General features: G+C 54.5%; 19 protein-coding genes. 10 read left to right on the forward strand and 9 right to left on the reverse strand.

Annotated features, from left to right (window positions below; all coding sequences use genetic code 11):
- Both M0P74_14205 and M0P74_14210 read right to left on the reverse strand, forming a co-directional pair.
- On the reverse strand, positions 1 to 1,251 hold the full coding sequence (locus tag M0P74_14205; protein ID MCK9364736.1) for a polysaccharide biosynthesis/export family protein: 1,251 nt from the start codon (positions 1,249 to 1,251) through the stop codon (positions 1 to 3).
- A 9-nt stretch (positions 1,252 to 1,260) separates the two neighbouring features.
- Positions 1,261 to 2,454, reverse strand: a complete 1,194-nt coding sequence (locus tag M0P74_14210) for a nucleotidyltransferase family protein (protein MCK9364737.1) — start codon at positions 2,452 to 2,454, stop codon at positions 1,261 to 1,263.
- 657 nt (positions 2,455 to 3,111) lie between these two features.
- Between M0P74_14210 and M0P74_14215 the strand changes: the two genes are divergently transcribed.
- The 3 genes from M0P74_14215 to ettA all read left to right on the forward strand — a co-directional run bounded on the left by M0P74_14215 (position 3,112) and on the right by ettA (position 8,734).
- Positions 3,112 to 4,944: an ABC transporter ATP-binding protein/permease gene (locus M0P74_14215; GenBank protein ID MCK9364738.1), complete on the forward strand. Its 1,833-nt coding sequence runs from the start codon at positions 3,112 to 3,114 to the stop codon at positions 4,942 to 4,944.
- A gap of 265 nt (positions 4,945 to 5,209) precedes the next feature.
- Positions 5,210 to 7,036, forward strand: coding sequence for an ABC transporter ATP-binding protein/permease (locus M0P74_14220; protein ID MCK9364739.1), 1,827 nt, complete (start codon positions 5,210 to 5,212; stop codon positions 7,034 to 7,036).
- Positions 7,037 to 7,048: 12 nt separating this feature from the next.
- Complete coding sequence (gene ettA, locus M0P74_14225; GenBank protein MCK9364740.1) at positions 7,049 to 8,734, forward strand: energy-dependent translational throttle protein EttA; 1,686 nt, start codon at positions 7,049 to 7,051, stop codon at positions 8,732 to 8,734.
- Between the two features lie 248 nt (positions 8,735 to 8,982).
- Here the strand turns inward: ettA and M0P74_14230 are convergent, their stop codons facing one another.
- The 5 genes from M0P74_14230 to M0P74_14250 form a co-directional block, all read right to left on the reverse strand.
- Positions 8,983 to 9,894, reverse strand: coding sequence for a dihydrodipicolinate synthase family protein (locus M0P74_14230; protein MCK9364741.1), 912 nt, complete (start codon positions 9,892 to 9,894; stop codon positions 8,983 to 8,985).
- A gap of 200 nt (positions 9,895 to 10,094) precedes the next feature.
- Positions 10,095 to 10,583: a GNAT family N-acetyltransferase gene (locus M0P74_14235; GenBank protein MCK9364742.1), complete on the reverse strand. Its 489-nt coding sequence runs from the start codon at positions 10,581 to 10,583 to the stop codon at positions 10,095 to 10,097.
- Positions 10,584 to 10,590: 7 nt separating this feature from the next.
- The gene (locus tag M0P74_14240; GenBank protein MCK9364743.1) at positions 10,591 to 11,631 is read right to left on the reverse strand and encodes a hypothetical protein; all 1,041 of its coding nucleotides are present in this window, start codon (positions 11,629 to 11,631) and stop codon (positions 10,591 to 10,593) included.
- 147 nt (positions 11,632 to 11,778) lie between these two features.
- Positions 11,779 to 12,750 carry an ATP-grasp domain-containing protein gene (locus tag M0P74_14245; protein ID MCK9364744.1) on the reverse strand — a complete coding sequence of 324 codons (972 nt, stop codon included), beginning with the start codon at positions 12,748 to 12,750 and terminating at the stop codon, positions 11,779 to 11,781.
- Positions 12,751 to 13,158: 408 nt separating this feature from the next.
- A complete protein-coding gene (locus M0P74_14250) occupies positions 13,159 to 14,469 on the reverse strand; it encodes a KamA family radical SAM protein (protein ID MCK9364745.1) in 1,311 nt (436 codons plus the stop codon).
- A gap of 423 nt (positions 14,470 to 14,892) precedes the next feature.
- Between M0P74_14250 and M0P74_14255 the strand changes: the two genes are divergently transcribed.
- Together M0P74_14255 and M0P74_14260 are read left to right on the forward strand one after the other, a co-directional pair.
- Entirely contained in the window at positions 14,893 to 16,125 is a 1,233-nt protein-coding gene (locus tag M0P74_14255) for an MFS transporter (protein ID MCK9364746.1), read from the forward strand.
- Positions 16,125 to 17,279 (forward strand): radical SAM protein, encoded by a 1,155-nt coding sequence (locus M0P74_14260; protein MCK9364747.1) that lies wholly within the window; start codon positions 16,125 to 16,127, stop codon positions 17,277 to 17,279. The genes M0P74_14255 and M0P74_14260 overlap by 1 nt, the downstream gene beginning before the upstream one ends.
- A gap of 152 nt (positions 17,280 to 17,431) precedes the next feature.
- Here M0P74_14260 and mnmG read toward each other — a convergent pair whose 3' ends face one another.
- The gene (gene mnmG, locus M0P74_14265) at positions 17,432 to 19,306 is read right to left on the reverse strand and encodes a tRNA uridine-5-carboxymethylaminomethyl(34) synthesis enzyme MnmG (GenBank protein MCK9364748.1); all 1,875 of its coding nucleotides are present in this window, start codon (positions 19,304 to 19,306) and stop codon (positions 17,432 to 17,434) included.
- A gap of 164 nt (positions 19,307 to 19,470) precedes the next feature.
- On the opposite strand from mnmG, the gene M0P74_14270 reads away from it, so the two are divergent.
- From M0P74_14270 to hisF, 3 genes are all read left to right on the forward strand, one after another.
- On the forward strand, positions 19,471 to 20,406 hold the full coding sequence (locus tag M0P74_14270; GenBank protein MCK9364749.1) for a TIGR01212 family radical SAM protein: 936 nt from the start codon (positions 19,471 to 19,473) through the stop codon (positions 20,404 to 20,406).
- 90 nt (positions 20,407 to 20,496) lie between these two features.
- Complete coding sequence (gene hisH, locus M0P74_14275; GenBank protein MCK9364750.1) at positions 20,497 to 21,129, forward strand: imidazole glycerol phosphate synthase subunit HisH; 633 nt, start codon at positions 20,497 to 20,499, stop codon at positions 21,127 to 21,129.
- Positions 21,122 to 21,901 carry an imidazole glycerol phosphate synthase subunit HisF gene (hisF, locus tag M0P74_14280; GenBank protein MCK9364751.1) on the forward strand — a complete coding sequence of 260 codons (780 nt, stop codon included), beginning with the start codon at positions 21,122 to 21,124 and terminating at the stop codon, positions 21,899 to 21,901. Before hisH ends, hisF begins: the two co-directional genes overlap by 8 nt.
- Here hisF and M0P74_14285 read toward each other — a convergent pair.
- Entirely contained in the window at positions 21,893 to 22,666 is a 774-nt protein-coding gene (locus M0P74_14285) for an SDR family NAD(P)-dependent oxidoreductase (protein MCK9364752.1), read from the reverse strand. The genes hisF and M0P74_14285 overlap by 9 nt on opposite strands.
- A 571-nt stretch (positions 22,667 to 23,237) precedes the next feature.
- On the opposite strand from M0P74_14285, the gene pdxS reads away from it, so the two are divergent.
- Positions 23,238 to 24,119 carry a pyridoxal 5'-phosphate synthase lyase subunit PdxS gene (gene pdxS, locus M0P74_14290; protein MCK9364753.1) on the forward strand — a complete coding sequence of 294 codons (882 nt, stop codon included), beginning with the start codon at positions 23,238 to 23,240 and terminating at the stop codon, positions 24,117 to 24,119.
- A gap of 19 nt (positions 24,120 to 24,138) precedes the next feature.
- Positions 24,139 to 24,852, forward strand: a complete 714-nt coding sequence (gene pdxT, locus M0P74_14295; GenBank protein ID MCK9364754.1) for a pyridoxal 5'-phosphate synthase glutaminase subunit PdxT — start codon at positions 24,139 to 24,141, stop codon at positions 24,850 to 24,852.
- Positions 24,853 to 25,092: the final 240 nt, after the last annotated feature.

The raw sequence follows: 25,092 nt of genomic DNA on the forward strand, positions 1-25,092 counted from the left end.
TCAGAATTTTAGCCAGTTGGGATCCTTCATCCAGGCATCCCTGAACATCAACGGTGGCGCGCCAGTAGTCAGGAACCCCAGGAGCGGGTTGATATTCGCGATAAACTCGTTGATATCGCCGATCACCATTCGCGGCACATAGACCAGGTCGCCATCCTGGAGAGCAATGTTCTGCGCAAGGTCCCCCCGCTTGAGGATATCATCCAGATTTGCCGAAAGCACAATCGGTTTGCCATGGTTCTCGACATAGCCTCTGATAATTTTTATATCTTTTTTGACAGCGAGAGAGGTTGTGCCGCCGGTAAGCGACATCGCGGTCAACAAATCGCTTGCGTCCGAAAGGCTGAAGACGCCCGGACCGTTCACCTGGCCGAAGACAAATACCCTTCTGGCGAAAGTCGGTTCCTCGGTAACGGTTACCATATCGCCGTCATCAACAATGACGTTGTTACTCATATCGCCGCCAAAGAGGGCCTTGTAAAGGTTGAGCGTGTACTTTTTGCCCTTTCTGACCAGCTCCACCTTGCGCAGATCCCCGTTTCCGCCATAATTGTAGTCCGAACGCATAGAACTGCGCTGCGGGATGCCCGTGACGGGCCCTCCGGCCAGGTTGATCATATCGAGAATGGTCATTTTTCCTTTGATGGGATACTTGCCCGGCCCCGACATGCCCGTTCCCTGGATATTGTTGATTCGCCCAAAAATGAGCACTGCTTTGCTGTTATATTCCTTGACAAGAACATCCAACCGGGGATTTTTTATGTAATTTTTTACCCCGCTAATAAGAATCTGGCGCAGTTCTCGGACGGTATGGCCGGCGGCAGGAATATCATCGCCGTAACTATAGGTGATATTGCCGTCAGACCGGACAGTCACATTGAAGACCGTCTGCATGAAACCCTCCGCAGTTCCCAGCATCTGCTGACCAGCGGCATTTGAATAGGAAGAATAAGGCATCCAGTAGGTCAGAGTCAAAACATCCCCCGGCCCGATTATGTACTCCGAAATGCCGTTTTCCTCCTTGAAGACACTGTTTTGGGAGGTTTTAGTCAATTGCAGGATTGCCTCGGTCTCCTCCCTCGCCTGCTTTTCAGCAGCGGCTACCTCCACCGCCGGCGGTCGGTAATCTTTTACGGGAACACCCTTTATCACCCCGACCGACCCGCATGCGGAAAGAAGGCCCGCGAGCAGGCACATAAGCGCGCTGAAAAGCAGATTTCCCCTGGCCCTGGTCAATTTGATCTCTTTCATTGTCTGCCCTTATCCCCGTAAAACAAAAATAATGTGCGCAACAACCTCCCGTAATCTTCGAAAGTACCATAACATTCTGAATTTTTGATTTTTCGCATAACTTCTCTGCAGGAGGATATGGCGCGGCGGAAAAAAAATCCGGAATAAGAAACGGCTTTTCTCCCGCAGACCTCTACTCATCGCCAAATATACTAAAATGCTGCCGCCGCGAAAGCGCCGATTGTGTAAAAGAAGGGAAAGAAAGCTTTGCTCTCCAATGGTTAAACCAGACGGACAGAGCTTTTTCATTATCACCCCAGAAGATAAAAACGATGTGTAGCGTTCAACAATGGTCAGGCCCAAAAAAACAAATTTTTCTAACCCGAACCTCTTGGCCTCCTGAACGACAAAATCCCAATCTATCCGATCTTTGTGCGCGTTTATGGCATAAAAAATATCATAAATCAAGATAAGTCTGTCAAACGAATGGTTTATCCGCAAAGCGTGTTCGCACAGATAGACGACCTGGTGTTCCGGACAGAGGATGAGGACATCCGCGTCTGCTAACCGGGCGGGAATCGCCATTTCCCAGAGGCGCTCCGGATCGATATTTTCAGAGAACATGTACGCCGGAACCGAGGTGTTGACCGGGTGCCAGTGAATATGGATGTTGGGAAAGGATCCGTCGTCTTTCCGGTAATCAAGGCTGGCCAGATACCCCGGCGGGTTTTGGAGGGCCTCTTCCACAAAACTGTCGGCTGCCGCGTAACCAAGCTCCGCAAGCCAACTATCAACCCTGTAAACATCATTTTTGTGGACAAGGATGTCCGCATCTGACATCCCGCGAGTCGCAAAACTCGGATAACAAAGTTCGGCCAGGGCAATGCCTTTGAGGACTATAAAGGGGATGGTTTGCTCGTTAAATTTTTGAAATATCGGTTGAAGCGCGACCGTCGCAATCATGTTTCTCTTCAGATTGCCGTAATAAAGCTCCGCCAGTGAATGATAAGCCTCCTTCGGGATAAGATCGGCAAGATTGTGCCTTTCAATGTAATAAAAAAAGAGAAAGGCCACCCCTTCTTCCGCCAATAGATGAACAAAATCGCCCCAATTTCCCCTCTTGTCGATATCGGCGATAAGCGCCCTGACACTCTTTGGCGCCCCGGAATCGGTCAGGGCGGCCAAAATTTTAACAACAAGATTTTTTTGAATTCTGGGTTTCATATTACCTATGAGCCAATTGCAAAACCATTTGTCATTCCCGAAAGCGAAGCTTAATGTTCATAATGTCTCTATCGGGAAAGCGAAGCTTAATGTTCATAATATGGTTTTTCAAGCAGTTAGAACCAGATTATGAACATTAAACTTCGTTTTATGAACATTAAGCTCCGCTTTCCCGCTAAGAATCGTTGCGGGAATGACAAGAATGGGGAGTTTTGCAATTACCTCCTCTGGATAACTATCATTTCCGGATGATGCTGAAAATAACCATCTCTCCTTTTGGGTAGCCCGTAAAAAACGGACAACCCTTTGAAGAGCGCGGGACCTTGATGAAAAGATGGGACAACATAACATATAACCCGCATCCGGCAAAGGCAAAACGGGGACGGGGGTGTGCGACAAATTTATGGGTAGAGCAGTTTTTCACCCCTCTTTAGCAAAGAGGGGTTGGGGGAGATTTGATGGAGAATAAATATCCCTTTGCTTTTATTATGAATCCCCCCTGCCCCCCTTTTCCAAAGGGGGGATAAGTCTCTGCAAGTATATGATACCCACATTTTTGTCGCAGACCCCGGGGACAGCGTCATGATTGTCTCCGATAACGTTTGCCTTCTCAACACGTCTGGACAAAACAGGCCATTCTGGTGTATCTGAAGCGCCATGAAACAGCTTGTTAAACTATTTCCTTTCCTGAGGCCATACGCCAAAACCTCCCTGCTGGCGCTGGCGCTGCTGACGGCGCTGGTTTTTTTTGACCTGGCGATACCGCGTCTGGTGCAGCGGATTATCGATCAGGGAATCGGAGGAAAAAATCCCGGGATTGTCCTGAAAACTGCGCTTATCATGCTTGGGATTTCGCTTTTGAGTGCAATTTTCACGATCGGCAACAACTACTTCTCTGTATTGACGGGGGAGGGGGTGGCCTTCCGGCTGCGCGAGGCGCTATTCGCGAAGATTCAAACCTTTTCGTTCGCCAACCTCGACGAGCAGAAAACCGGCCAGTTGCTGGTGCGCATGACGAGCGACGCCGGCGCTCTCCAGCGCGTCGTGCTGATCACGCTCAGAATCGGCACACGCGCGCCCTTGCTGATGATCGGCAGCCTGTCGCTGATGATCAGCACCAACCCCGCGCTCGCCCTGACTATGCTGCCGCTGCTAATTATTACGTCCACAATCATCATCCTTTTTACCGTAAAAATGGAACCGCTCTTCAGCATTGTCCTGCGGCAACTAGATCGCCTCAACACCATCCTGCAGGAAAATATTGCGGGCATCCGGCTGGTTAAATCATTTGTCCGCGCCCCCCATGAGGAAAGGCGTTTTGAGGAGGCCAATGAAGCTTATACAGACCGATCAGTACGGTCCTTGCGGATCATCTCTACCATGTCTCCAATCCTGAAGCTGTGCATCAATGCCGGAATCGTGGTTGTCGTATGGGCGGGCGGCATCAGGTCGGTCGGGGGCGAGATGTCCGTGGGCGAGATCGTCGCCTTTACCAACTACCTGCTGACAACGATGATGCCGCTGATAATGCTGACCGTTCTTTCCAACGTCTGGGCGGGGGGCATCGCCTCGGCAAAGCGGATTGGCGAGGTGCTCAATACCGTCCCCGCCGTCGGCGACCAGCCGGACGCGCTCACGCTGGCCGGACCGGTTGCGGGAAAACTGGTTTTGGAGGATGTTTCGTTTTGCTATAACAGCGGAAAAGCGGAACCTGATCGTCACAAAGCTGGGATTGAAGATTACTCCGCGGAGCTGGATGTTCACAAAACGAATGCCGGCTTTAATAAAAACGAACCGGCTCTATCTGGCATAAGCCTGATTATCGAAGCCGGGCAAAAAGTGGCGATCCTCGGCGCAACCGGCGCCGGCAAAACAACGCTGGTGAATCTGCTGCCGCGCCTCTACGATGTCTCCTCGGGAAGAATCCTGCTCGACGGGACGGATGTCCGTAAAATCCGTCAGGATTCACTGCTGGCGCAATTCGGGCTTGTCCCGCAGGAAACTATCCTTTTTTCCGGCGCCATTCGGGATAATATCCGCTACGGCAATCCCCAGGCAAGCGACGAGGCAGTGGAAAAAGCTGCCCGGATCGCCCAGGCGCACGAATTTATTCTCAATCTTCCCGCAGGTTACGACACGCATGTGGAAGAGCGGGGCGTCAACCTCTCCGGGGGGCAGAAACAGCGGCTCGCGATCGCACGGGCGCTGTTGACCCGCCCGGCGATCCTGATTCTTGACGACAGCACCAGCTCTGTTGACGTAGAAACAGAGACCAAAATTCATGCGGCGCTGGAGAGCAGCGACTACCGCCCCACGACAATTATCGTCGCGCAGCGGATCAGCACCGTATTGAAGGCGGACAAAATCGTGCTTCTGGAACAGGGACGTATCGCCGCCGAGGGCACGCACACCGAGCTGATGCAAGGCAGCGCCATTTACCGGGAGATTTATCAATCCCAGCTTGGCAACGGTCTTGAAAGCGAAGCTTAATGTTCATAAAACTGGAGGGACGCGCTCCGTCGCGTCCGCAACCGTCGGAAAAAAATCATTGCCTATACATAATTTATGCACGCATTTTATGTGAAAACAGAATTTATACCAATAATATCGCTGAGTTACATTGTGATGTTATTGGGGCTTTCGGCAAACGCCCCAGACGCGACGGAGCGCGTCCCTCCAATGTTCATCCTTCTTTGCGACGGCGCGCCGTCAGGTGAGTTTCATGTGAAAGAGGTTCGGTAAGGGGTATTTTTAGATGAGAATTCCGTATCAAGGCCGGGCGACCGGAAGAGCCCACGGCGCGCTATCCCGCTACGGCAAGGCGTTCAGAGGCAAAGTCGAGAAGGCGCAGGATCCCCGCCACTCCCTGAGGAGGCTGTCTTCCTATCTGTCACCTTACCGCCTTCAACTGATTGTCGTCTGCGCGATTATCATAATCTACACCATCCTCGGGTTGGTTGGCCCTTATCTGATGGGCATGGCAATAGACAAGTTTATTGCTGTCAAAAAACTCTCCGGACTGAGGGAAATAGCTCTTTTGATGCTGCTCGCCTACGTCCTCGAAAATCTACTTCATGGTCTTTCAGCCTGGATGATGGCCGATATTTCGCAGCGGGCCTTGAAGAAACTGCGCGGCGAGATGTTTTCCCATCTGCAGCGGCTGCCGCTTAGTTTTTTCGACAACAACCCGGCAGGCGAGCTGATGAGCCGCCTGACCAACGACATCGACGCCGTCAATCAGACGGTCTCCCAGAATTTCACCTCGCTTTTTGCAAGCGTCCTGTCGCTGGCCGGAATAATCATCGCGATGTTTGCGCTGAATTTCTGGCTGGCGCTGGTCTCCCTGCTGATCATCCCGATAATCCTCGTGTTTGCCAATTTTATCGCCCGCTATACGCGTCGGGGCTTCCGGGATCTGCAAAAACATCTCGGGGAATTAAACGGGGTGATGGAGGAGGCGATCAGCGGTCAGAAGGTGGTAAAAACCTTCGGGCGGGGTGAAACGACGCTGGCGACTTTTCGCCGCAGCAACGAGGCGGTGTTTCATGCGGCTGTTTCGGCAAACGTCTATGCCATGCTGCTGATTCCACTGACAGGCGTTCTCGGCAACTTCTTTATCATTGCGCTGGCGGGCTTCGGCGGCTGGCTGGCGCTGGGAGGCTTGGTCAGCGTCGGCGTTATCGCAACCTTCATCAACTACGCACAGAACTTCATCAGCCCCTTGCGTCAACTCGCCGGCATGTATAACTCGATCCAGGCCGCGCTGGCCGGGGCAGAGCGGGTCTTCGAGATCCTCGACACGCCACCCGAAGCGGATGAGGCCGCGGGGGCCGCACCGCTTGGTTCGCTTACGGGGGATGTCGCCTTTGAAGATGTAAGTTTTGGATATAATAAGGGAAATAATATTATAAAGGAAATGACCTTCACAGCCAGAAACGGGGAAACGCTGGCCCTGGCGGGGCCGACCGGCGCCGGCAAGACAACCATCATTAACCTCTTGACAAGATTCTACGAGGTGGATAAGGGTCGGATCACCATTGAAGGCAGGGACATCCGCACCATCGGCAAGGCCGATCTGCGCCGTCAACTGGGCATAGTGTCCCAGGATACCTTCCTTTTTTCCGGAACGGTGCTGGAAAATATCCGGTACGGCCGGCTTGCGGCAACCGACCAAGAGTGCATGGAAGCGGCAAAGCTTGCCGAGGCCGATCCCTTTATCCGCCAGCTCCCCAATGGCTACGAGACCGGCCTCTCCGAGCGGGCCGGCAATTTAAGCCAGGGACAGCGGCAGCTTTTATCGATCGCCCGGGCGATTCTCGCCGCTCCGGCCATCCTGATCCTGGACGAGGCCACAAGCTCCGTCGATACCCGCACCGAGATCAGGATACAGACAGCGCTTTTGAGGCTCATGCAGGGGCGCACCAGTTTTGTGATCGCCCATCGCCTGAGCACCATCCGCGACGCCTCTCAACTGTTGGTAATCGACAAAGGAGAAATAGTGGAACAGGGGACGCATCAGGAACTGCTTGGCAAAAAAGGGCTGTACCACCGCCTCTATCTCAGCCAGTTTTATAATAAATAAAGGAGAAAGCACATGGCAATCGATCCCAACAAGGTTATTTACTCGATGATTGGAGTGGCAAAGTTCTACGACAACCGCCCGGTTTTGAAGGACATCTACCTGTCCTATTTCTACGGCGCGAAGATCGGGGTGCTGGGGCTAAACGGCTCCGGCAAAAGTTCGCTGCTCCGGATACTGGCCGGCGTCGATCACGATTTCAACGGGGAGACGATCCTTTCCGCCGGCTACACGGTCGGCCTGCTGGAGCAGGAACCCCAGTTAGACAACACAAAAACGGTCCGCGCGATAGTTGAAGAAGGCGTGCAGGACACGGTAAATCTCGTCAATGAATACAACGAGATAAACGAAAAATTCGCCGAGCCGCTGTCCGATGAAGCAATGACGAAACTGCTCGACCGTCAGGCAACCGTCCAGGAACGTCTTGACGTCCTCGATGCCTGGGACCTCGATTCCCGCCTCGAAATGGCGATGGACGCCTTGCGCTGCCCGCCCGGCGACACGCCGGTGAAACTGCTTTCAGGCGGCGAGCGCAGGCGGGTCGCCCTCTGCCGCCTTTTGCTGCAAAACCCCGACATCCTGCTCCTCGACGAGCCGACCAACCATCTCGACGCCGAATCCGTCGCCTGGCTGGAGCATCACCTGAATTCCTACGCCGGCACCGTCATCGCCGTCACCCACGACCGCTACTTCCTCGACAACGTCGCCGGCTGGATCCTCGAGCTGGACAAGGGGCAGGGAATTCCCTGGAAGGGGAACTACTCCTCCTGGTTAGAGCAGAAGCAAAACCGTCTGCGTCTCGAGGAAAAGACGGAAAGCGCCCGTCAGGCAACCCTCCAGAGGGAGCTGGAGTGGATCAGAATGTCGCCGAAAGGAAGGCACGCTAAAGCCAAGGCCCGGATCAGCTCGTATGAAAACCTCCTCTCCCGGGAAACGGAGGAGCGGGCAAAGGATCTGCAGATCTACATTCCGCCCGGGCCGAGGCTGGGGAAACTCGTCATCGAAGCCCAGGGCGTCAAGAAATCCTTTGGAGACCGGATACTTGTCGAGAACATGACCTTCAGCCTGCCGCCCGGCGGGATCGTCGGCATTATCGGGCCGAACGGCGCCGGCAAGACCACCCTCTTCAAGATGATCATCGGCCAGGAAACACCGGATTCCGGGACAATCCGTGTCGGCGAAACGGTCAAACTGGGCTATGTCGATCAGAGCCGGGACATCCTCGATCCGGAAAAGACGATCTGGGAGACGATCTCGGAGAAGCAGGAGGTTATTGTCCTTGGAGATCGCGAGGTAAATTCAAGGGCTTATGTGTCGCGGTTCAATTTTTCCGGAACCGATCAGCAGAAAAAGGTGGGCCGCATCTCCGGCGGCGAGCGGAACCGCGTCCATCTGGCGAGGATCTTGAAGGAGGGGGCCAACGTCCTTTTGCTCGACGAACCGACGAACGACCTCGACGTCAATACGATGCGGGCCCTCGAAGAGGCGCTGGAGAATTTCGCCGGCTGCGCGGTGGTCATCAGCCACGACCGCTGGTTTCTCGACCGGATCGCGACGCACATCCTCGCCTTCGAGGGGGACAGCGCCGTTGTCTGGTTCGAGGGGAACTATTCCGAATACGAAGCGGACCGCAAGGCGCGCCTCGGCGCGGCGGCAAGCCAGCCCCACCGGATCAAGTACCGGCAACTTACGAGAATCTGATTCTTTTTAACACATGAGGTAATTGTTCTTCAAGCCCACGCTGCCTGGGGGGTCTACGACAAAAATGTGGGTATCATATACTTGCAGAAACTTATCCCCCCTTTGGAAAAGGGGGGCAGGGGGGATTCATAATAAAAGCAAGGGGATATTTATTCTCCATCAAATCTCCCCCAACCCCTCTTTGCTAAAGAGGGGTGAAAAACTGCTCTACCCATAAATTTGTCGCACACCCCTGCCTAGGCGCAATCCTAAAGCGGCCTCAGCAAATTCCCGAGTTTGGCTATCAACTGTTCCGTGTTTTCCCTGCGGGCAGGGATAAAGGGCGGCCGCACGTTTCGCCAACGCGCATCTCCCCTCTGCAGGGCAAGCATCCCTTTCATCGCCGGAATGGGGACATACTCTTCTACCGTCTTGCGAAACGCCACTATTTCATTGTTGACCCGGTCCAGATCATCGGATTTTGCACCACTGGCCACATCAAACGCGTAACGAATCGCCGCCGGGTTGACATTGCAGGTAGCGGAGATGCAGCCCATCCCGCCCTGCTCCATGCCCACCCGCAGAAAAAGCTCGGAGCCGGGAAAGACCGAGATGCCGGGGGCGGCAGCAATAACCGCCTTGGTATTCTCAAAATTTCCGGAACTGTCTTTGTAGGCAAAGATCGTCTCGGGGAAATCCCGGGCCAACCGGCCAGCCAGGGCCGGGGAGAACCCTATTCCTGCCAGGGGGGGAATATGATACATGCAGATTCTGAGCATGGGACGATCAATCGACTTAATCAACCAGACAAAGTAGTTATACAACCCGTCATCACTGGCATTTTTATAAAAGAATGGCGGCAGGACCATCACCGCCTTGCACCCGCGATCTATCGCGTGGCGGCACAGCGTGACAGTTTCGGGAAGATTGCAAAGACCGGTCCCCGGCATCAACGCCGCGGGGTCAATCCCCCCGTCAATAAGCGCGTCCACCGCCGCCAACCTTTCCGCCACAGACATGCTGAGCGCCTCGCCGGTAGTGCCGAAGGGGGCGAGATAATGGATGCCCTGGTCAAGCAGCCATTTTGCGTGACTGAGGTACAGATCGGCGGCAATGCTCAGATCGTCGTTGAAAGGGGTTAGTATGGGCGTCATCACGCCTGTCGTTTTGGTTTTTTTCATTCTGCCAGCAGCCTCCTTTTTTCCATCATGTCGTTCGCCAACTCTCCCGACCGTCTGTTCTTTGTGCAATGGGACGTCTTAACTTAATCTTGAACTTCGGGCGATCGTCGTTCGAAGACTGTCATATGGTTCCTATTTCTGTCAAGAGCAAACGAGAACTGTCGGCTTTTCCTGCGCTAAAAAAACTTTTTTCTCCTCCCTCAAAACGCCTTTACGAAAATGATTTTGCCGTCTTGCGGGGCGTAGAAATCTTCAAGGAAGGCCGCCTCGCGATAACCGCACGCCGTGTAGAACAGGCGGGTCGGTGCGTATTGGGGGCGGGAGGAGGTGTCCACGTAGATGCGTTGCGCTCCCCTTGCGGCCATGACTTGCTCCGCGGCCTCCAGCAGCGCCCGGCCGATTCCCCGGCCCTGCCCCGACGGGTGGACAGCTATCCAGTAGAGGTCAAAGCTGTGCACGGTCCCCGGGATCGGCCCGAAACAGGCATAGCCGACAAGACGGTTTGTCTCTTCGGCGAGAAGAAAAAAATAGCCGCTGCTTTCGCCTTTTTTAAGTCGCTCCTCAACAAGTTCCCTGGCGATGTCGATCTCCTCGGTCGAGAAAAATCCGGTCGCCGCGACCAGCAGGCCGACGGCGTCCCTGTCTTGTCGGCGCACCTCGGCACGGTATGTGATTTTCTTTTCCTGCATAAATAACTCACGCTGCATCATTGATTATCCGCGAGAGCACCTCGGCGTGGCTCATTTTGAATTGGGCCGCGGCCGCGAGAAATCCCGCGTCCGGCGAGAGACAGGGATTGGCGTTCACCTCCAGAATCCACGGGCGCCCAGCGGCGTCCACCCGGAAATCAACACGGGCGTAACCCCGCAGCTCAAACAGCCGCCAGCATGCGAGCGCGAGTTCCTTCAGGCGCGCCAGCAGCGGGGCGTCGCTTTGAGGAAAGGCAAAGCTTCTCGCCGTTTCGGCATACTCGAACGACTTCTCCTCCCACTTTGCCCTATAGCCGACAACCCGCACCTTGCCCAGCGGGTAGCCATCAAAGCGTATCTCCGCCGGTGGCAAAACCAACGGATCCCCTTGTTCCGGAAGAGGGGCAGCGCCTCCCGCGGAGTCTTCCCCTTTACATTTTGGCGTTGGATTTTCTCCGGCTATCAGCGACACGTTGAACTCCCGGCCTTCGATGAATCTCTCGGCAAACCAGCTCCCGCCCAGAGTCTTTCCCCGGGCGGCCATCTCCTCAATAATCTTCGTTTGATCCGCGGCGAAAAACACGGATTCCTCATCAAGGCCCACCGAGGCGTGTTCCCAGAGCGACTTGACGATCCATGTCCCTTGGCCTGTCGTCATTTTTGGTTTTTCACTCTCGGAAACCCAGGGCGGCGTCGGCAAGCCTGCCCCGGCAAGAGTTCTCTTCGCGAGCAGTTTATTGGAGGTGAGAAACATTGCCTCCGTCCGCACTCCGGTGTAGGGAATCCCCAGCGCATCGAGCAGAGCCGGAGCCAGATGGATCAGACTGCCCTTGCCCGAGAGCGACTCAACCAGATTGAAGACAAGCGACGGTCTGATATTTGACAGCTTCTGCAGGGACTCTTCAAGGTTCAGGGAGACGGAAACGACGCACGGTTCGTGCCCGAGCCGGGCAAGAGCGTCGGAGACGAACGCAACCTCGGCGAGCCCATCCTGTTCATCCGGGCCCGCCCCTTTTGCAACTTCTCCGTGCATTATCGCTATCTTCATCTTAGAAGCTCTCTTTTCTCGCCATCTTACGTCATTTTCGGACGAATGCAGAGCCGGCCTTTTTTGGCCCTGCCCAGTAAAAGAATTTACATTACTTTTTTACGGGACCTGCCATTGCGGTGCTCACGCAGGAGAAAATCTGCTTGCTCACAGACGCTTCAGCGCGGAGTTAACAATCCCGGATATCAACTCCTGATAGGAGACGCCGGCAAGGTCGCAGAGAATCGGCAAATCCGAATGCCCTGGCCGCAGTCCGGCGAGCGGATTTACCTCGATGAAATTGGGAACCCCGTCGGCGTCAGCGCGCAGGTCAATCCGCCCGCCGTCGCGACAGCCTAACCCGCGCCAGGCTGCAAGGGCCGTTTTTGCGGCGGCAGCGGCGATTTCATCCTTACCCAGGCGATATTCGATACGCCCTTTCCACGCTTCCTTGTTTGCGTAGGAGTAGATATCCTGTTTTGCCTTTTTAGTAAAAAGCACCTCCATCACCGCGGGAACGTACGCGTTCGCACCAGTGCCGATAATGCCGACGGTAAATTCCCGTCCCGGCAGAAAGGACTCTACGAGAACGGGCTGTTGGAAATTTGCCAGCAATGCCGAGCAGACACGCACAAGCTGCTTCTGTTCGCTGATTTTCGAGGCGGCGGTGATCCCCTTGCCCGTGCCTTCGGCGACCGGTTTGGCAAAGAGCGGAAACGCCATTTGCAGCGCCTCCGCTTCCAAAACGGTCTCGACAACGGCGAAATCCGGGGTCGGAATCCCGAGGTCGCGGATTACGCGCTTGGTCATTCCTTTGTGCAGCGTCAGCGCCAAGACAAGCGGATCGGAGAAGACACAGGGAATATCCCAGGCCTCGAGCAGTGCGGGTATCTGCGCCTCCCGACCTGCTCCCCTGAGCCCTTCGGCAATATTGAAGACTAAATCCCACCTCTCTCCGGCAACCAGCCGCGGGGCAAGCATCCGGATATTGCCGATTGGCTCTGTATCGAAGCCCAAGGCCCGCAGAGCCCCCTCGATCGCCGCGATCGTCTCCGGACTGTCAAACTCCGCCGTTGCTTCGTCCGTAAAACCCGCGGCTCGGTAGTCATCCCGCAGGTCGTAGGTTATCCCGATTTTCATTTAAAAACAGCCCTTTATAATTATTAATGCCCTTTGGACTAACACGGCGTTCCGCCGGTATGAATCTTTACAGTAACTACTCTGGTTGTTTAGACTGTAATCTGTTGGGACTGCGCAAATGACCCCAACCCACCTAAACACCTGCAGACTATCCACCTGAGCAGTTACCCTTTACAATGAAATATGTTGCACCGGCGAAAACCGGTGCAGATGGCGTGGCAGAACTGGTTCGCGGCTTTCACCGGTGTGACTCTTTGCCTTATCTCGGGAGAATGTCGCCGGCATCAATGTTTCACGTGAAAAAGCATCCGTTTTCACCCTTTATCCGGGAAAAATGGCCGTGCTTCTGATGATTTGCGGCAACTTTTCCGAGGGGAAATTGCCGCTTGGCAAAGTTGCCGTCCTGCTTCAATGCTTCAACGCAGTCAAGTCGGGTGAGTCGCCCCAATGATCCGGATAGCGAAAGAGGCGCCCCTCATAATTGCGCAGCAAAAGATAGCCGTCTTCGCGACCCGCGACATATTCCGGGAGAAGCGGCACCTTCCCGCCGCCGCCGGGGGCGTCGATCACGTAGGCGGGAACAGCGTAGCCGGAGGTAAACCCCCGCAGCCCCCTTATTATCTCAATCCCCTTGGCAACCGGCGTCCGAAAATGGGACGAACCGACAATAGGATCGCACTGGTAAAGATAGTACGGTTTGACTCGCAGCTTGAGCAGGCCTTGAAATAATTTTTTCATCGTCTCAATATCGTCATTTATCCCGGCCAGGAGCACGGTCTGGCTTCCCAAAGGAATACCTGCATCGGCGAGGCGCTCGCAAGCCCTTGCGGTATCCTGAGTCAGCTCGTCCGGATGGGTCATGTGGATGCTGAACCACAGCGGATGATAACGCCTGAGCATCTTTACCAGCGCCGGCGTGATCCGCATCGGCAAAACCGCCGGGATCTTGGTACCTATTCTGATTATTTCCAGATGGGGTATCCGCCGCAGATTGCTCAAAAGCCATTCCAACTGCTCATCGGCCAATGTAAGCGGGTCTCCGCCCGACAGCAGTACATCCCTGATCTCTGGATGCGCGGCTATATAGGCGATCCCCTGCCGCCATCTGGCGTCAATGGAGTCGCTGTTTTCACGGCGCCCGACACTCCGCGAGCGCGTGCAGTAGCGACAGTAGGTTGAACACGCGTTCGCAACCAGAAACAAAACCCGGTCGGGGTAGCGGTGGACAATGCCCGGCACTGGGCTTGTCGCATCCTCGTGGAGCGGATCGTCTTCCTCTCCGACGCTGCGAAAATTTTCCCAGGCGGAAGGGACAACCGTCCGGCGCAAAGGCTGAAGAGGGTCAATTGGATCTATTAGACTCAGGTAATACGGTGTTATCGCAAGCGGCAAAGAGGCGGAAATGCCGCTAAACACCTGACGCTCGTCGTCGGAAAGAAGGAGCATCTTCTCCAGCGATTTTACGTCGCGGATGCAGTTGCGCAACTGCCAGTGCCAGTCATTCCACTCTTGTTTGGTTGTGTGGGGGAAAAAATGTCTTCGGAAGGCCCTTTGTCTGCTGTTTCCCTCCGCAAAAGCAAGCGGCGCCGGGATGCCTGGCAATAAAGGGGCTAACGGGGTGTTTATAGAAAGGTCAATGCGTCTGTCCGTTTGCCTGTGATGTTCGGTGCGGTTGCCTGGAGGCTCCGCATCTTCCTCTAAAAGTGACTCGTCTTCCATTTTTTTAAGCCTCCTGTATTTTTTCCTTGTAAAAGGTCCTTTTTATTTTGAACCGGGAAGTGTTTCCCGATCCCCATCCTTCGTTCATTTATCTGTAAATATCAAAACGATACATCTACTATCCTTGTGTGGCGCACTACGCTTTTTGCATATCCCTGTCAAGAAAAATTTACGGATATTTCCGCGCCAGAAAAATAGAGAGGATATTCACCGCCAATCCTGCTCCAGCGCAGGCATAATGTGCCCTCCCAACGGTCGATCAGGCGTTGCTCTTTGCCAAAGCCTGCAATATCAACATTGGTCTTTATAGCGACATCTATCCTTTGCGAAGCGCTTGCTCATTTGCAAGAAAATTTCCCGTCAAATTGTCTTGACACGCCCTATGCTACTTCATAAACTGCCGTCGCCAAGAGGAGGCCATTTATGACGAAGAAGTTTAATGTCCATCATGCGAATCAAGCAGGACCGAGTCGTTCTCAAGCGGTCATGTTTATCGTCATGCTGGGGGTGGTGAGTCTCTTTGCCGACATGAACTATGAAGGCGGCCGCAGTCTGTCCGGCCAGTATATCAACCTGCTGGGGGCAAGCGCCTTTGCCCTTTCCTTGGCCGCCGGGCTGGGGGAATTCCTCGGTTACGGGCTGCGATTTTTTTCCGGAGTTCTGGTCGATAAAACAAAAAGCTACTGGTTTATCATGTTTACCGGCTACGGCATCCAGCTTTGCGCCCTGCCGGCTCTGGCCCTGACTGGGGATTGGCGCTGGGCGGTGGCGTTGCTGCTTCTGGAACGCATCGCCAAGGCCTACCGCAAGCCGGCTGGCGACGCCGTCTTGGCATACGCCTCTTTTGCGCCAGGCAGGGGCTTCGGCTTCGGTCTTCATGAGGCGATGGATCAGATCGGCGCCTTCCTGGGACCGGCCCTGCTTTCAGCCCTGCTTTTTTTCAACAAGGACGGGGCTGGCCTGGGCGGACTCCGGTTGGGGCTGTTGCTGCTTTTTGTGCCGGCTGCCGGTGCGGTGCTGGCCCTTGCGGTGGCCCGCCACTTTTTTCCCCATCCGGACCACTTTGAATTGCCGGACAAAGCCCCGCTCATCGGAACCGCCGGCATCTCCCGGGGCCTCTGGATCGTGATCATCGCCGCAGGCTTTCTGGCTGCGGGGATCACCGATTTTCCGCTGATTGCCTTCCACCTTAACAAAACTGGAAATTTCCCGGCAGCGGCCATCCCCCTGCTGTACGCAGGCTCTATGGCAGTGGACGCAGCCGCAGCCCTGCTCCTCGGAAAATTGTACGACAGGCTCGGGTACCCGGCGCTGCTTATTCTGTTTGTCGTGGAAATTTTCACGGCGCCACTGCTTTTTCTGGGCGGGACGACGGCTATTGTCGTCGGGATGACCCTATGGGGTGTCAGTATGGGCACACAGGAGTCAGTGCTGAAAGCGGTCATTGCCGATCGCTCCGCCAAAGACTATCGGGGACGGGCGTTTGGACTGTTTCAGACCGTGTTCGGCGCCTTCTGGTTTGCCGGAAGCTCCCTGCTGGGATGGCTTTACGGGGTCAGCATTCCCGCCTTGGTTGCTGCCTCGGTTGCTTTACAGGGAATCGCCCTGATATTGTCAATCGCCGCGGGGACAGTGTTGAAAAAGGAGGAGAACTGATGACTATGGATGAACCTTTTGAACAGGGGCCGATTCGTCCGCCCAGCGAGGCCAACAGCCTGCTTTTGCGTCTTACCCGCAACTGCCCGTGGAACCGTTGCGCGTTTTGCCGCAGCTACAAGGATGCGCGTTTTTCGCTCCGGGGTTTTGAGGATATCCGCCATGACATCGACAACATGGCGGCAATTGCCGACAGGCTGCGGACCCTTTCCGTTCGCGAAGGGGAAAAGGGGCGTATTTCTGAAGAAATAATACGAATGGTTTGGGATCATCACCCTTTCTATGGCGAATACGAACGAACGCTTGCCATGTGGCTCTATTACGGCGGGGAGTCCGTATTTCTGCAGGATGCGGACTCCCTCGTGATGAAAACGGACGATGTCATAACCATCCTCCAATACCTGTGCCGCACCTTTCCCTCCATCCGCAGAATCACGACCTATTGCCGCTCTCATACCGCCGCACGAAAATCCGTTGCCGAGCTGCAGGGCCTTAAGGAGGCCGGCCTGACCAGAATTCATGTGGGCTTGGAAAGCGGTTCCGACAGGGTGTTGAAGATGATCAACAAAGGCGCGACCGCGGCAGTGCACATCGCAGCGGGAACCAGGATTAAGGCCGCCGGGATTTCGTTAAGCGAGTATGTAATCCCTGGTCTGGGCGGAATGGATTATTCCCGGGAAAACGCCTCCGAGACAGCAAGAGTTATAAACGAGATCGATCCGGATTTTGTACGCCTGCGCACCTTGCACGTTGTGCAGGGAACACCGCTTGCGGAAATGATGCAAAAGGGGGTGTTCACACCGCCCGGCGACGAGAACATTCTCCGGGAAATTCGCGAATTCATTTATTGTTTAACTGGCATCGGTTCGACAGTAGTCAGTGATCACATCCTTAACCTGCTGGAGGAGGTGCAGGGCAAGATGCCGGATGACAAAGAGAGGATACTGAATGCAATAGATCGATATTTTGCCCTTTCCGAAGAAAAACGGCGGATATTCCGTCTGGGGAGAAGAAGAGGCCTTTACAGGAATCTGGACGATTTATCTGCTGGCCAAACCTATCAGGAATTGCAGGAAACTGTGGATTATTATGAAAAGCAGGGCAAAGGGTTTGCGGACAAAAAAATATCCTCCATCATGAACGACTATATCTGACGCAAAATATGAGTGCATTTTCCTATAATGAGGCATCACGAAGGCATCCGCAACTATCCGGCGAAAAGGCCAGTCAATAAGTGCATCCTCTCCGCGCCACTGCAACCTTTGCTCGCAGGGATTGTTTTTTCGTCAATAACTGTCTGGCAGGATTACTGTGAATGCCTGTATTCGCGCTTTTTTATCGCAACAAGCAGCGCCGTAATCGCCGCATCTGTTATGCCGGGGATACGCCCCGCCTGACCGATGGTAGCCGGAGCGACGCGGGTGAACTTCGCCTGCAGTTCGTTTGACAACCCGGGGACGGCGGCGTAATCAATATCTGCCGGGATAGTTACCCCGTCGAAGCCCTTCCTTTTTCTGATTGCTTCCTGCTGTCTTTGTATATAGCCCTCGTATTTTGCCTCAATTTCGATCTCTTTTTTCACGAAGCAGTCCGGAATTTCCTCCCAGCCCGCAAAGCGAGAAAGGTCATCATGGGACACTCCCTCGCGTTTGAGCAGTTGAAACAGTGTGACCGGATTTTTAATCGGAGCCGTGTTCAACTCCGTCAGAACCTTTTGCGTCTCCTCAGTGGGAAAAATCCGGGCGGAAGAGAGCCGCTTGATGCCGCCGGAAATGCGGCTGATGTTATCCTGCTGCTGCTTGTATTCTTCATCTGTTATCATCCCCAATTCGTGGCCTTTTCCCGACAGTCGGATCGTGGCGTTGTCTTCGCGCAATAAAAGACGGTATTCAGCGCGGGAGGGGAACATCCTGAACGGTTCATCCACGCCGCGCGTAACGAGATCGTCCACCATCACCGCCAGATACGCCTCGGACCTTTCCAGGATGAAGGGGGGCCGTTTCTGCACCGCGAGCGCCGCGTTGACGCCGGCCCAGAAACCCTGACCGGCCGCCTCTTCGTAACCGGAGGTGCCGTTTATCTGGCCGGCCAGGTAGAGGCCGGCAACCATTTTTGTCTCCAGCGTCAATTTTAGTTGGGTTGGCTGGACAAAGTCGTATTCAATCGCATAGGCCAAACGCATGATCTCCGCCTCTTCCAGTCCGGGAACGCTGTGGACGATCTCTTCCTGCAACGCGGGAGGCAGGCTGTTGCCCAGCCCTTTTGCGTAAATTTCCTCGGTTTCGATTCCCTCCCGCTCCAGTACAACGGGATGGCTTTCCTTGCCGGAGAAATGCATCACCTTGTCCTCCAGAGACGGGCAGTAGCGGGCGCTGACGCCGGTAATAGCCCCGGAATACAACGGAGAAAGATGGATGTTGGCGTGGATCAGCCGATGGGTTGCCGCGGTCGTCGCCGTAAAAAAAGAGGGCAGGCGCTCGGTGCGGAGCCTTTGGGTGCGAAATGAAAACGGTTCCGGATCGGGATCGCTGTCCTGGCGTACGGTTTTAGAAAAGTCTATCGTGGAGGCCTTCAGACGCGGGGGAGTGCCAGTTTTAAACCGTCCCATTTCAAAACCGAGCGATTTCAGGCAGGCGGAAAGCTCCAGGGAGGCAATTTCGCCGGCCCGCCCCGCCTGATAGCGGACGTCGCCAATATGAACCAGTCCGTCCAGGAAGGTACCGGTCGTGATCACGACCGCCTTTGCCCTGTAAAATACGCCAGGTTGATCCACAACACCGCAAATATCCCCGTCTTCTACAATGAATTTTTCCACGAGCCCCTGGCGGAGGTGAAGATGCGGCGTCTTCTCCAGGACGGACTTCATTGTCAGACGATACAGCTGCTTGTCGCACTGAAAGCGGGTAGCCTGCACCGCCGGCCCTTTGGAGGCGTTCAAGCGGCGGAAATGGACAGCGGTCTGGTCGGCAATACGTCCCATCTCGCCGCCGAGGGCGTCCACCTCCTTAACGATCTGGCTTTTGGCCAATCCGCCGATCGCCGGGTTACAGGGCATAATCGCAAGCGAATCAAGACTGATGTTGAAAAGCAGCGTCTCGCAGCCCAGCCGCGCCGCGGCGAGCGCGGCCTCGCAGCCTGCATGGCCGCCGCCTATCACAATTACGTCATACTCCCTGCTCATTGGTCTTTCTGTCTCCCCGCGCAATTGTCTTTCAAGTCATCATCTGCAACAGCATTTCCCCCTTACTGACCCGCTCTTCTGCAGACCCTTGTCCAATCCACCCTTGCAGTTCGACCGTTAATCTACTATGATCCCCCCAACGAACGCAACCAAAAAGGAAAAACGTGCCTAAGCCTGCTTTCTGGAAGAATAATAAACGTTATTACGATCTCAAGAGTTACTGGAAAAACCTCTTCGGCGTCCCCGTGCACAAGCTTATCATCGATGCCGGGCTCACCTGTCCCAACCGGGATGGGAAGGTTGCCCGCGGGGGTTGCACTTATTGTGACGGACGGGGATCGGCCCTGCGTCAGGCTGGGTCTCTGCCTTCAGTAGGCGAGCAGCTTCGCCAGGGAAGGGAGTTTTATGGCCGGAGTACCCAGGCGAAGAAATTTATCGCCTATTTTCAGACTTTTACAAACACCTATGCCCCCGTGGAAACGCTTCGTAAACTTTACGACGAGGCGCTGGCCGGAGATGACATTATCGGCCTGGCGATTGGAACCAGACCTGATTGCGTGCCGTCTGAAACGATTGCCCTGATCCGTTCTTACGCACAGCTTCATCATGTCTGGCTGGAGCTTGGCCTCCAGTCGATCCATGACCGGACATTACAGGAAACGAACAGGGGCCATGATGCGGACACCTTCCGTGATGCGGTCGCCCGCGCGGCCGGCGCTCCGCTTCTGCTCTGCGCTCATATCATTGTCGGCCTTCCCGGCGAAACAAGGGCGATGATCATGGAAACGGCGCAGGCGATCGCCGAAATGCCGCTACAGGGGATAAAAATACACTCGCTCCTTGCGCTGCAGGGGACTCCAATAGGCAACCGTTTTCAGCGGGGAGGGGTTGACCTGATGAGCAAAGAGGAGTATGTTAATATTGTTTGCGACATCCTGGAGCTGCTGCCGCCGACGATGGTGATTCAGCGGCTGACGGCGGACGGATACAGGGATATCTTTCTCGGCCCCCCGTGGGCGGCAAACAAGCTGGCCGTGATAAATGCGATTAACCGCGAGCTGGAGAAAAGGGACAGTTGGCAGGGGAAACATTTCACGTGAAACAATATTATAAAAATACATCAAATCATAGTCTTGCATGTTTTTTTGTGGGAAGCGGGGCATGATTCTCTCCGTTGAAAGTGTGTATTAATGATCGGAATCGTCGATTACAAGGCGGGCAATTTGACCAGCGTGGCGCGAGCGCTTTCTTTTTTGAAAGAGCCCTGCGTCGTTACGCATGACAGCAAAGTGCTCGACCGTGCAAGTCATATCATCTTTCCCGGTGTGGGAGCTGCAGGGGCGGCAATGGCCAACCTCCGGGAGCGCGGACTTGACGAACAACTGCGCAAATGGGTGCAGGCAAAGAAACCGGTGCTCGGCATCTGTCTGGGCTCCCAAATTATCTTGGACCGCAGCGAGGAAGACAACGCCGCCTGCCTTGGCATCGTTCCCGGCACCGTGAAGCGGTTTCCGCTGGAGCTCCAGGACGGACCCCAGAGACTCAAAATACCCCACATGGGATGGAACAGCGTCGAGTTCAAAAAATGGCATCCAGTGTTTGCGGGTATTCCCCGTGAATCCGAGTTTTACTTCGTTCATTCCTTCTACACCGCGCCCGCTGATGAAAACTGCGTCGCCGGCTGGACAGATTATGGGATTCGTTTCTGCTCCGCCGTGGCGCGGGGCAGCCTGGTCGCCGTTCAGTTTCACCCGGAAAAAAGCGGCCGTCCCGGTTTGACACTATTGGCCAATTTCTGCCGCTGGAGAGGCGATTATGCTTAGCAAAAGGATTATCCCCTGCCTCGACGTCCGCGACGGTCGTCTGACAAAAGGGATTAAATTTCAGCAAAACGTGGATATCGGCGATCCGGTCGAAGCGGCACGCAAGTATTATGAGCAAGGCGCCGACGAAATTGTCTTTTACGACATCACCGCTTCTGCCGAGCGGCGGACGATCATGCTGGATGTCGTCAAACGGGTTGCCGAAACGATCTTCATTCCGTTTTCCGTGGGGGGCGGCATCAAGACACTGGAGGAGATGCGACAGGTAATCCTTGCCGGAGCGGAGAAGGTCAGCCTTAACTCGTGGGCTGTGCAGCATCCGGAAATAATAACCGAGGGGGCGAGGGCCTTCGGCAATCAGTGCATAGTTTTGGGTATGGATGTAAAAAAGGCGCCGGTAAGTCAGCAGATCCCCTCCGGATACGAAATCGTCATCAATGGCGGACGAACGCCAACCGCCCTGGACGCCCTCTGGTGGGCAAAAGAGGGAGAGAGACTCGGTGCGGGGGAGATCTGTCTGAACTCTATCGACACAGATGGAACTCAAAATGGCTATGAACTGACCCTTACCGAAATGATCTCCACCGGCGTCGGAATCCCGGTAATCGCCTCCGGCGGCGCAGGTCAACCGGAGCACCTGCTCGACGTTTTAACTACGGGGAAGGCCGATGCCGCCCTGATCGCCTCGATGGTTCATTACCGCAGCTATACGATCTCTTCAATAAAGACCTTTCTTGCCGAAAACTCCGTCAGAGTACGCCAATTATGGTAATTTTCTGTCAACGGCAATCCCGCTGGCAGCTTGACATACGGGCATTAACTCAATCCTGGTTATATTGACATGCGGCGGCTGAGAAACCGCCCAAAGCACCGCATCAGCCACGGACTCGGGACGAAGAGGCTCGACCCCTTCGTAAACCTGCGCCGCCTTACCTTCATCGCCCTTAAACCTCACCTGCGAAAACTCTGTGCCGCCCACCATGGCCGGCTCTATATTGGTAACTCGGACAGCGGTCCCCAGAAGATCGGCCTTCAAATTGAGCGAGAACTGCTTCACAAAAGACTTCGTGGCTCCATATACGTTGCCGCCAAGGTAGGGATAAGTGCCGGCAACCGAGCCAATATTCACAACATGACCGCGGTTTCTGGCGACCATCCCCGGTAAAAGCAAATGGGTGATGTGGGCCAGCGCTGTACAATTTATATCTATCATGTCCTGCCAGTCCCTCCACGAAGATTGTTGCGCAGGCGCCACGCCCAAGGCCAAACCGGCATTGTTGATTAAAATATCGACGGCAGAAAAAGCGTCCGGCAGCTCTTTAAAATGTTGGGCCAGTTTTGCGTGGTCGCGAAGATCACAATTCACCAGATAGCAAGTTGTCAAATCTCGCAGCTCATGGGCAAGCGCCCGCAATTTTTCTTCGCGGCGCGCAATTAAAATAAGCTTTACTTTGGCCTGCGCCAATTGCTTGGCCACCGCCCGCCCAATGCCGATCGATGCGCCCGTCACGACAGCAACGCTATATTTTTGAATCATAACAAAATCCTCCTCTTTTGAGATGGCCAAAACTTGTTTCGCTCAACGACCACTAAATAGAAACGAATGAGGTAATTGCAAAACTCCCCATTCTTGTCATTCCCGCAACGATTCTGAGCGGGAAAACGAAGTTTAATGTTCATAATCTGGTTCTAACTGCTTGAAAAACCATATTCGTCCCCGAATGCCGTTATCGGAGATAGAGACATTATGAACATTAAGCTTCGCTTTCGGGAATGACAAATGGTTTTGCAATTGCCTCGAATGTTTATAGATTTAATTGACACAAGTGCTTGCCGAATGCAAGACAGATCCTTGCAACGTCAATCCCCCTCTGGTTGTACCCTTTCTGTGAAATGCGGCACTTGAGCGTACAACAAAAATAACTGCAAAACTCTCAACATTATTCTTGACGTCCCTGCACGGATGCCATAAAGGTAAAGATTGCCGTTTCTGCTGCGGTAAATGCAACTGATTGACGCAGGGAAGTAAAAAGGGTAAGTGAAGCTGTCTGTTGCTGACGCAACACGGCCGGCAGGATTGTATATTTTCACAAAGGGGGAAAGCGGTAATGGAAACAAAACGATACGAGCTGAATGTCCAGTTGGCGCAGATGCTCAAGGGTGGCGTTATCATGGATGTAACAAATGTGGAACAGGCGAAAATCGCCGAAGAAGCAGGCGCTGTGGCGGTCATGGCCCTCGAAAGGGTTCCTTCAGACATTCGCAAGGACGGCGGAGTGGCCAGAATGTCGGATCCAGTGATGATTGCCGAAATCAAAAAGGCTATGACGATTCCGGTTATGGCGAAGGCGAGGATCGGCCATTTCGTGGAGGCGCAGATCCTTCAGGAGCTCAAGATTGATTACATCGATGAAAGCGAGGTGCTGACACCGGCGGATGAGGAGTGCCATATTGACAAGACGAAATTCTCGATTCCTTTCGTATGTGGGGCGCGCAATCTGGGCGAGGCGCTGCGGCGGATCGCCGAGGGCGCGGCGATGATCCGCACGAAAGGTGAGGCGGGAACGGGAAACGTCGTTGAAGCCGTGCGGCATATGAGGACGGTGAACCGAGAAATTCGCAGACTTGTCGGCATGCCGCAGGAAGAGGTAACAGGCTTTGCCAAGGAAAACGGCATTCCCTATGAGCTGGCGCTGAAGGTGCGGGAACTCGGGCGGCTGCCGGTTGTAAACTTTGCCGCCGGCGGAATCGCGACTCCTGCCGATGCGGCGCTGATGATGCAGCTCGGCTGTGACGGGGTCTTTGTAGGCTCCGGGATATTCAAATCGGCGGCTCCCGCTAAGCGCGCCCGGGCCATTGTCAAGGCTACCGCCTACTTCAACGACCCAGCCAAGGTGCTCGAAGCGTCGATGGACATCGGCGAGGCGATGCCCGGTTTAGAAATTTCCTCTATTCCCGAGGAACAGCTGTTAGCCGGCCGTGGCTGGTAAACAATAAAATACTAAAGCAATGAGCAGCTTTGATTTCAGTAAACAGGAAGGCGCCAGCGGAACAATCGGGGTTCTGAATCTCCAGGGCGACGTATTCGAACATCTCGATCACTTGGAGAGAATCGGCGTTGCGTGCCGTTCCGTAAAACATGCCTATGAATTCGATCATCTGGCGGGGCTTATTATCCCCGGCGGTGAAAGCACCTGTCTTTCCAGACTGCTGCACATCTATGGCATCGATCAGGCGATCATCAGCAACTGCAAAGTGGGAATGAAAATCTGGGGGACCTGCGCAGGAGCGATACTCCTCGCCCGAGCGATAAAAGGTGAGACTCCTCATCTGGGCCTGATCGACATGGAGATAGAACGCAACAGTTTCGGCAGCCAACTGGACAGTTTTACGTGCGAGGCTTCAGTGCCTAAAGTTTCCCCTTTGCCAATGCCGCTTACGTTCATCCGCGCCCCGAAGATTACCCGCGTTGGCAGCGGGGTCGATATTCTGCTGCGGCAGGACGACTTCATCGCGGCTGCGGAATCCCCGGCTGTTCTGGCCACGGTTTTTCATCCGGAATTGACGCCTTCTTTGGAGTTTCACCGTTATTTCGCCCGTAAATGCGGCCTGCTCCCCCTCTCGGAAGGAGCTGCCGAAACGCCCGGGTGGGATAGGACAAGCTGGATGCGGCGCGTAAGCAGCGGAGCAGACAAAAGAAGGGCGGGTAGCGCGCAGAAATAACCGTTTTCACTATAAATGAAGACAAAGGCAAAATAGGGAAGGAAAATGATTATGGAAGACCTGAAGGGATTTGAGAAGAAATATCTGCGCGGTCTGGCCCATAGCCTGAAACCCCTAGTACCATGTAACGCCTATAACTTCGGATAGAGACGCTTCAGCTTGATCCGAGCATCGGAGGTCGTAAATTGCCAGTTAATTTTTCTGGCACTGTTATTTCGGTCTCTTTCCCATGCGGCCACT

Source organism: Syntrophales bacterium (assembly GCA_023229765.1).
GTDB lineage: Bacteria > Desulfobacterota > Syntrophia > Syntrophales > UBA5619 > DYTH01.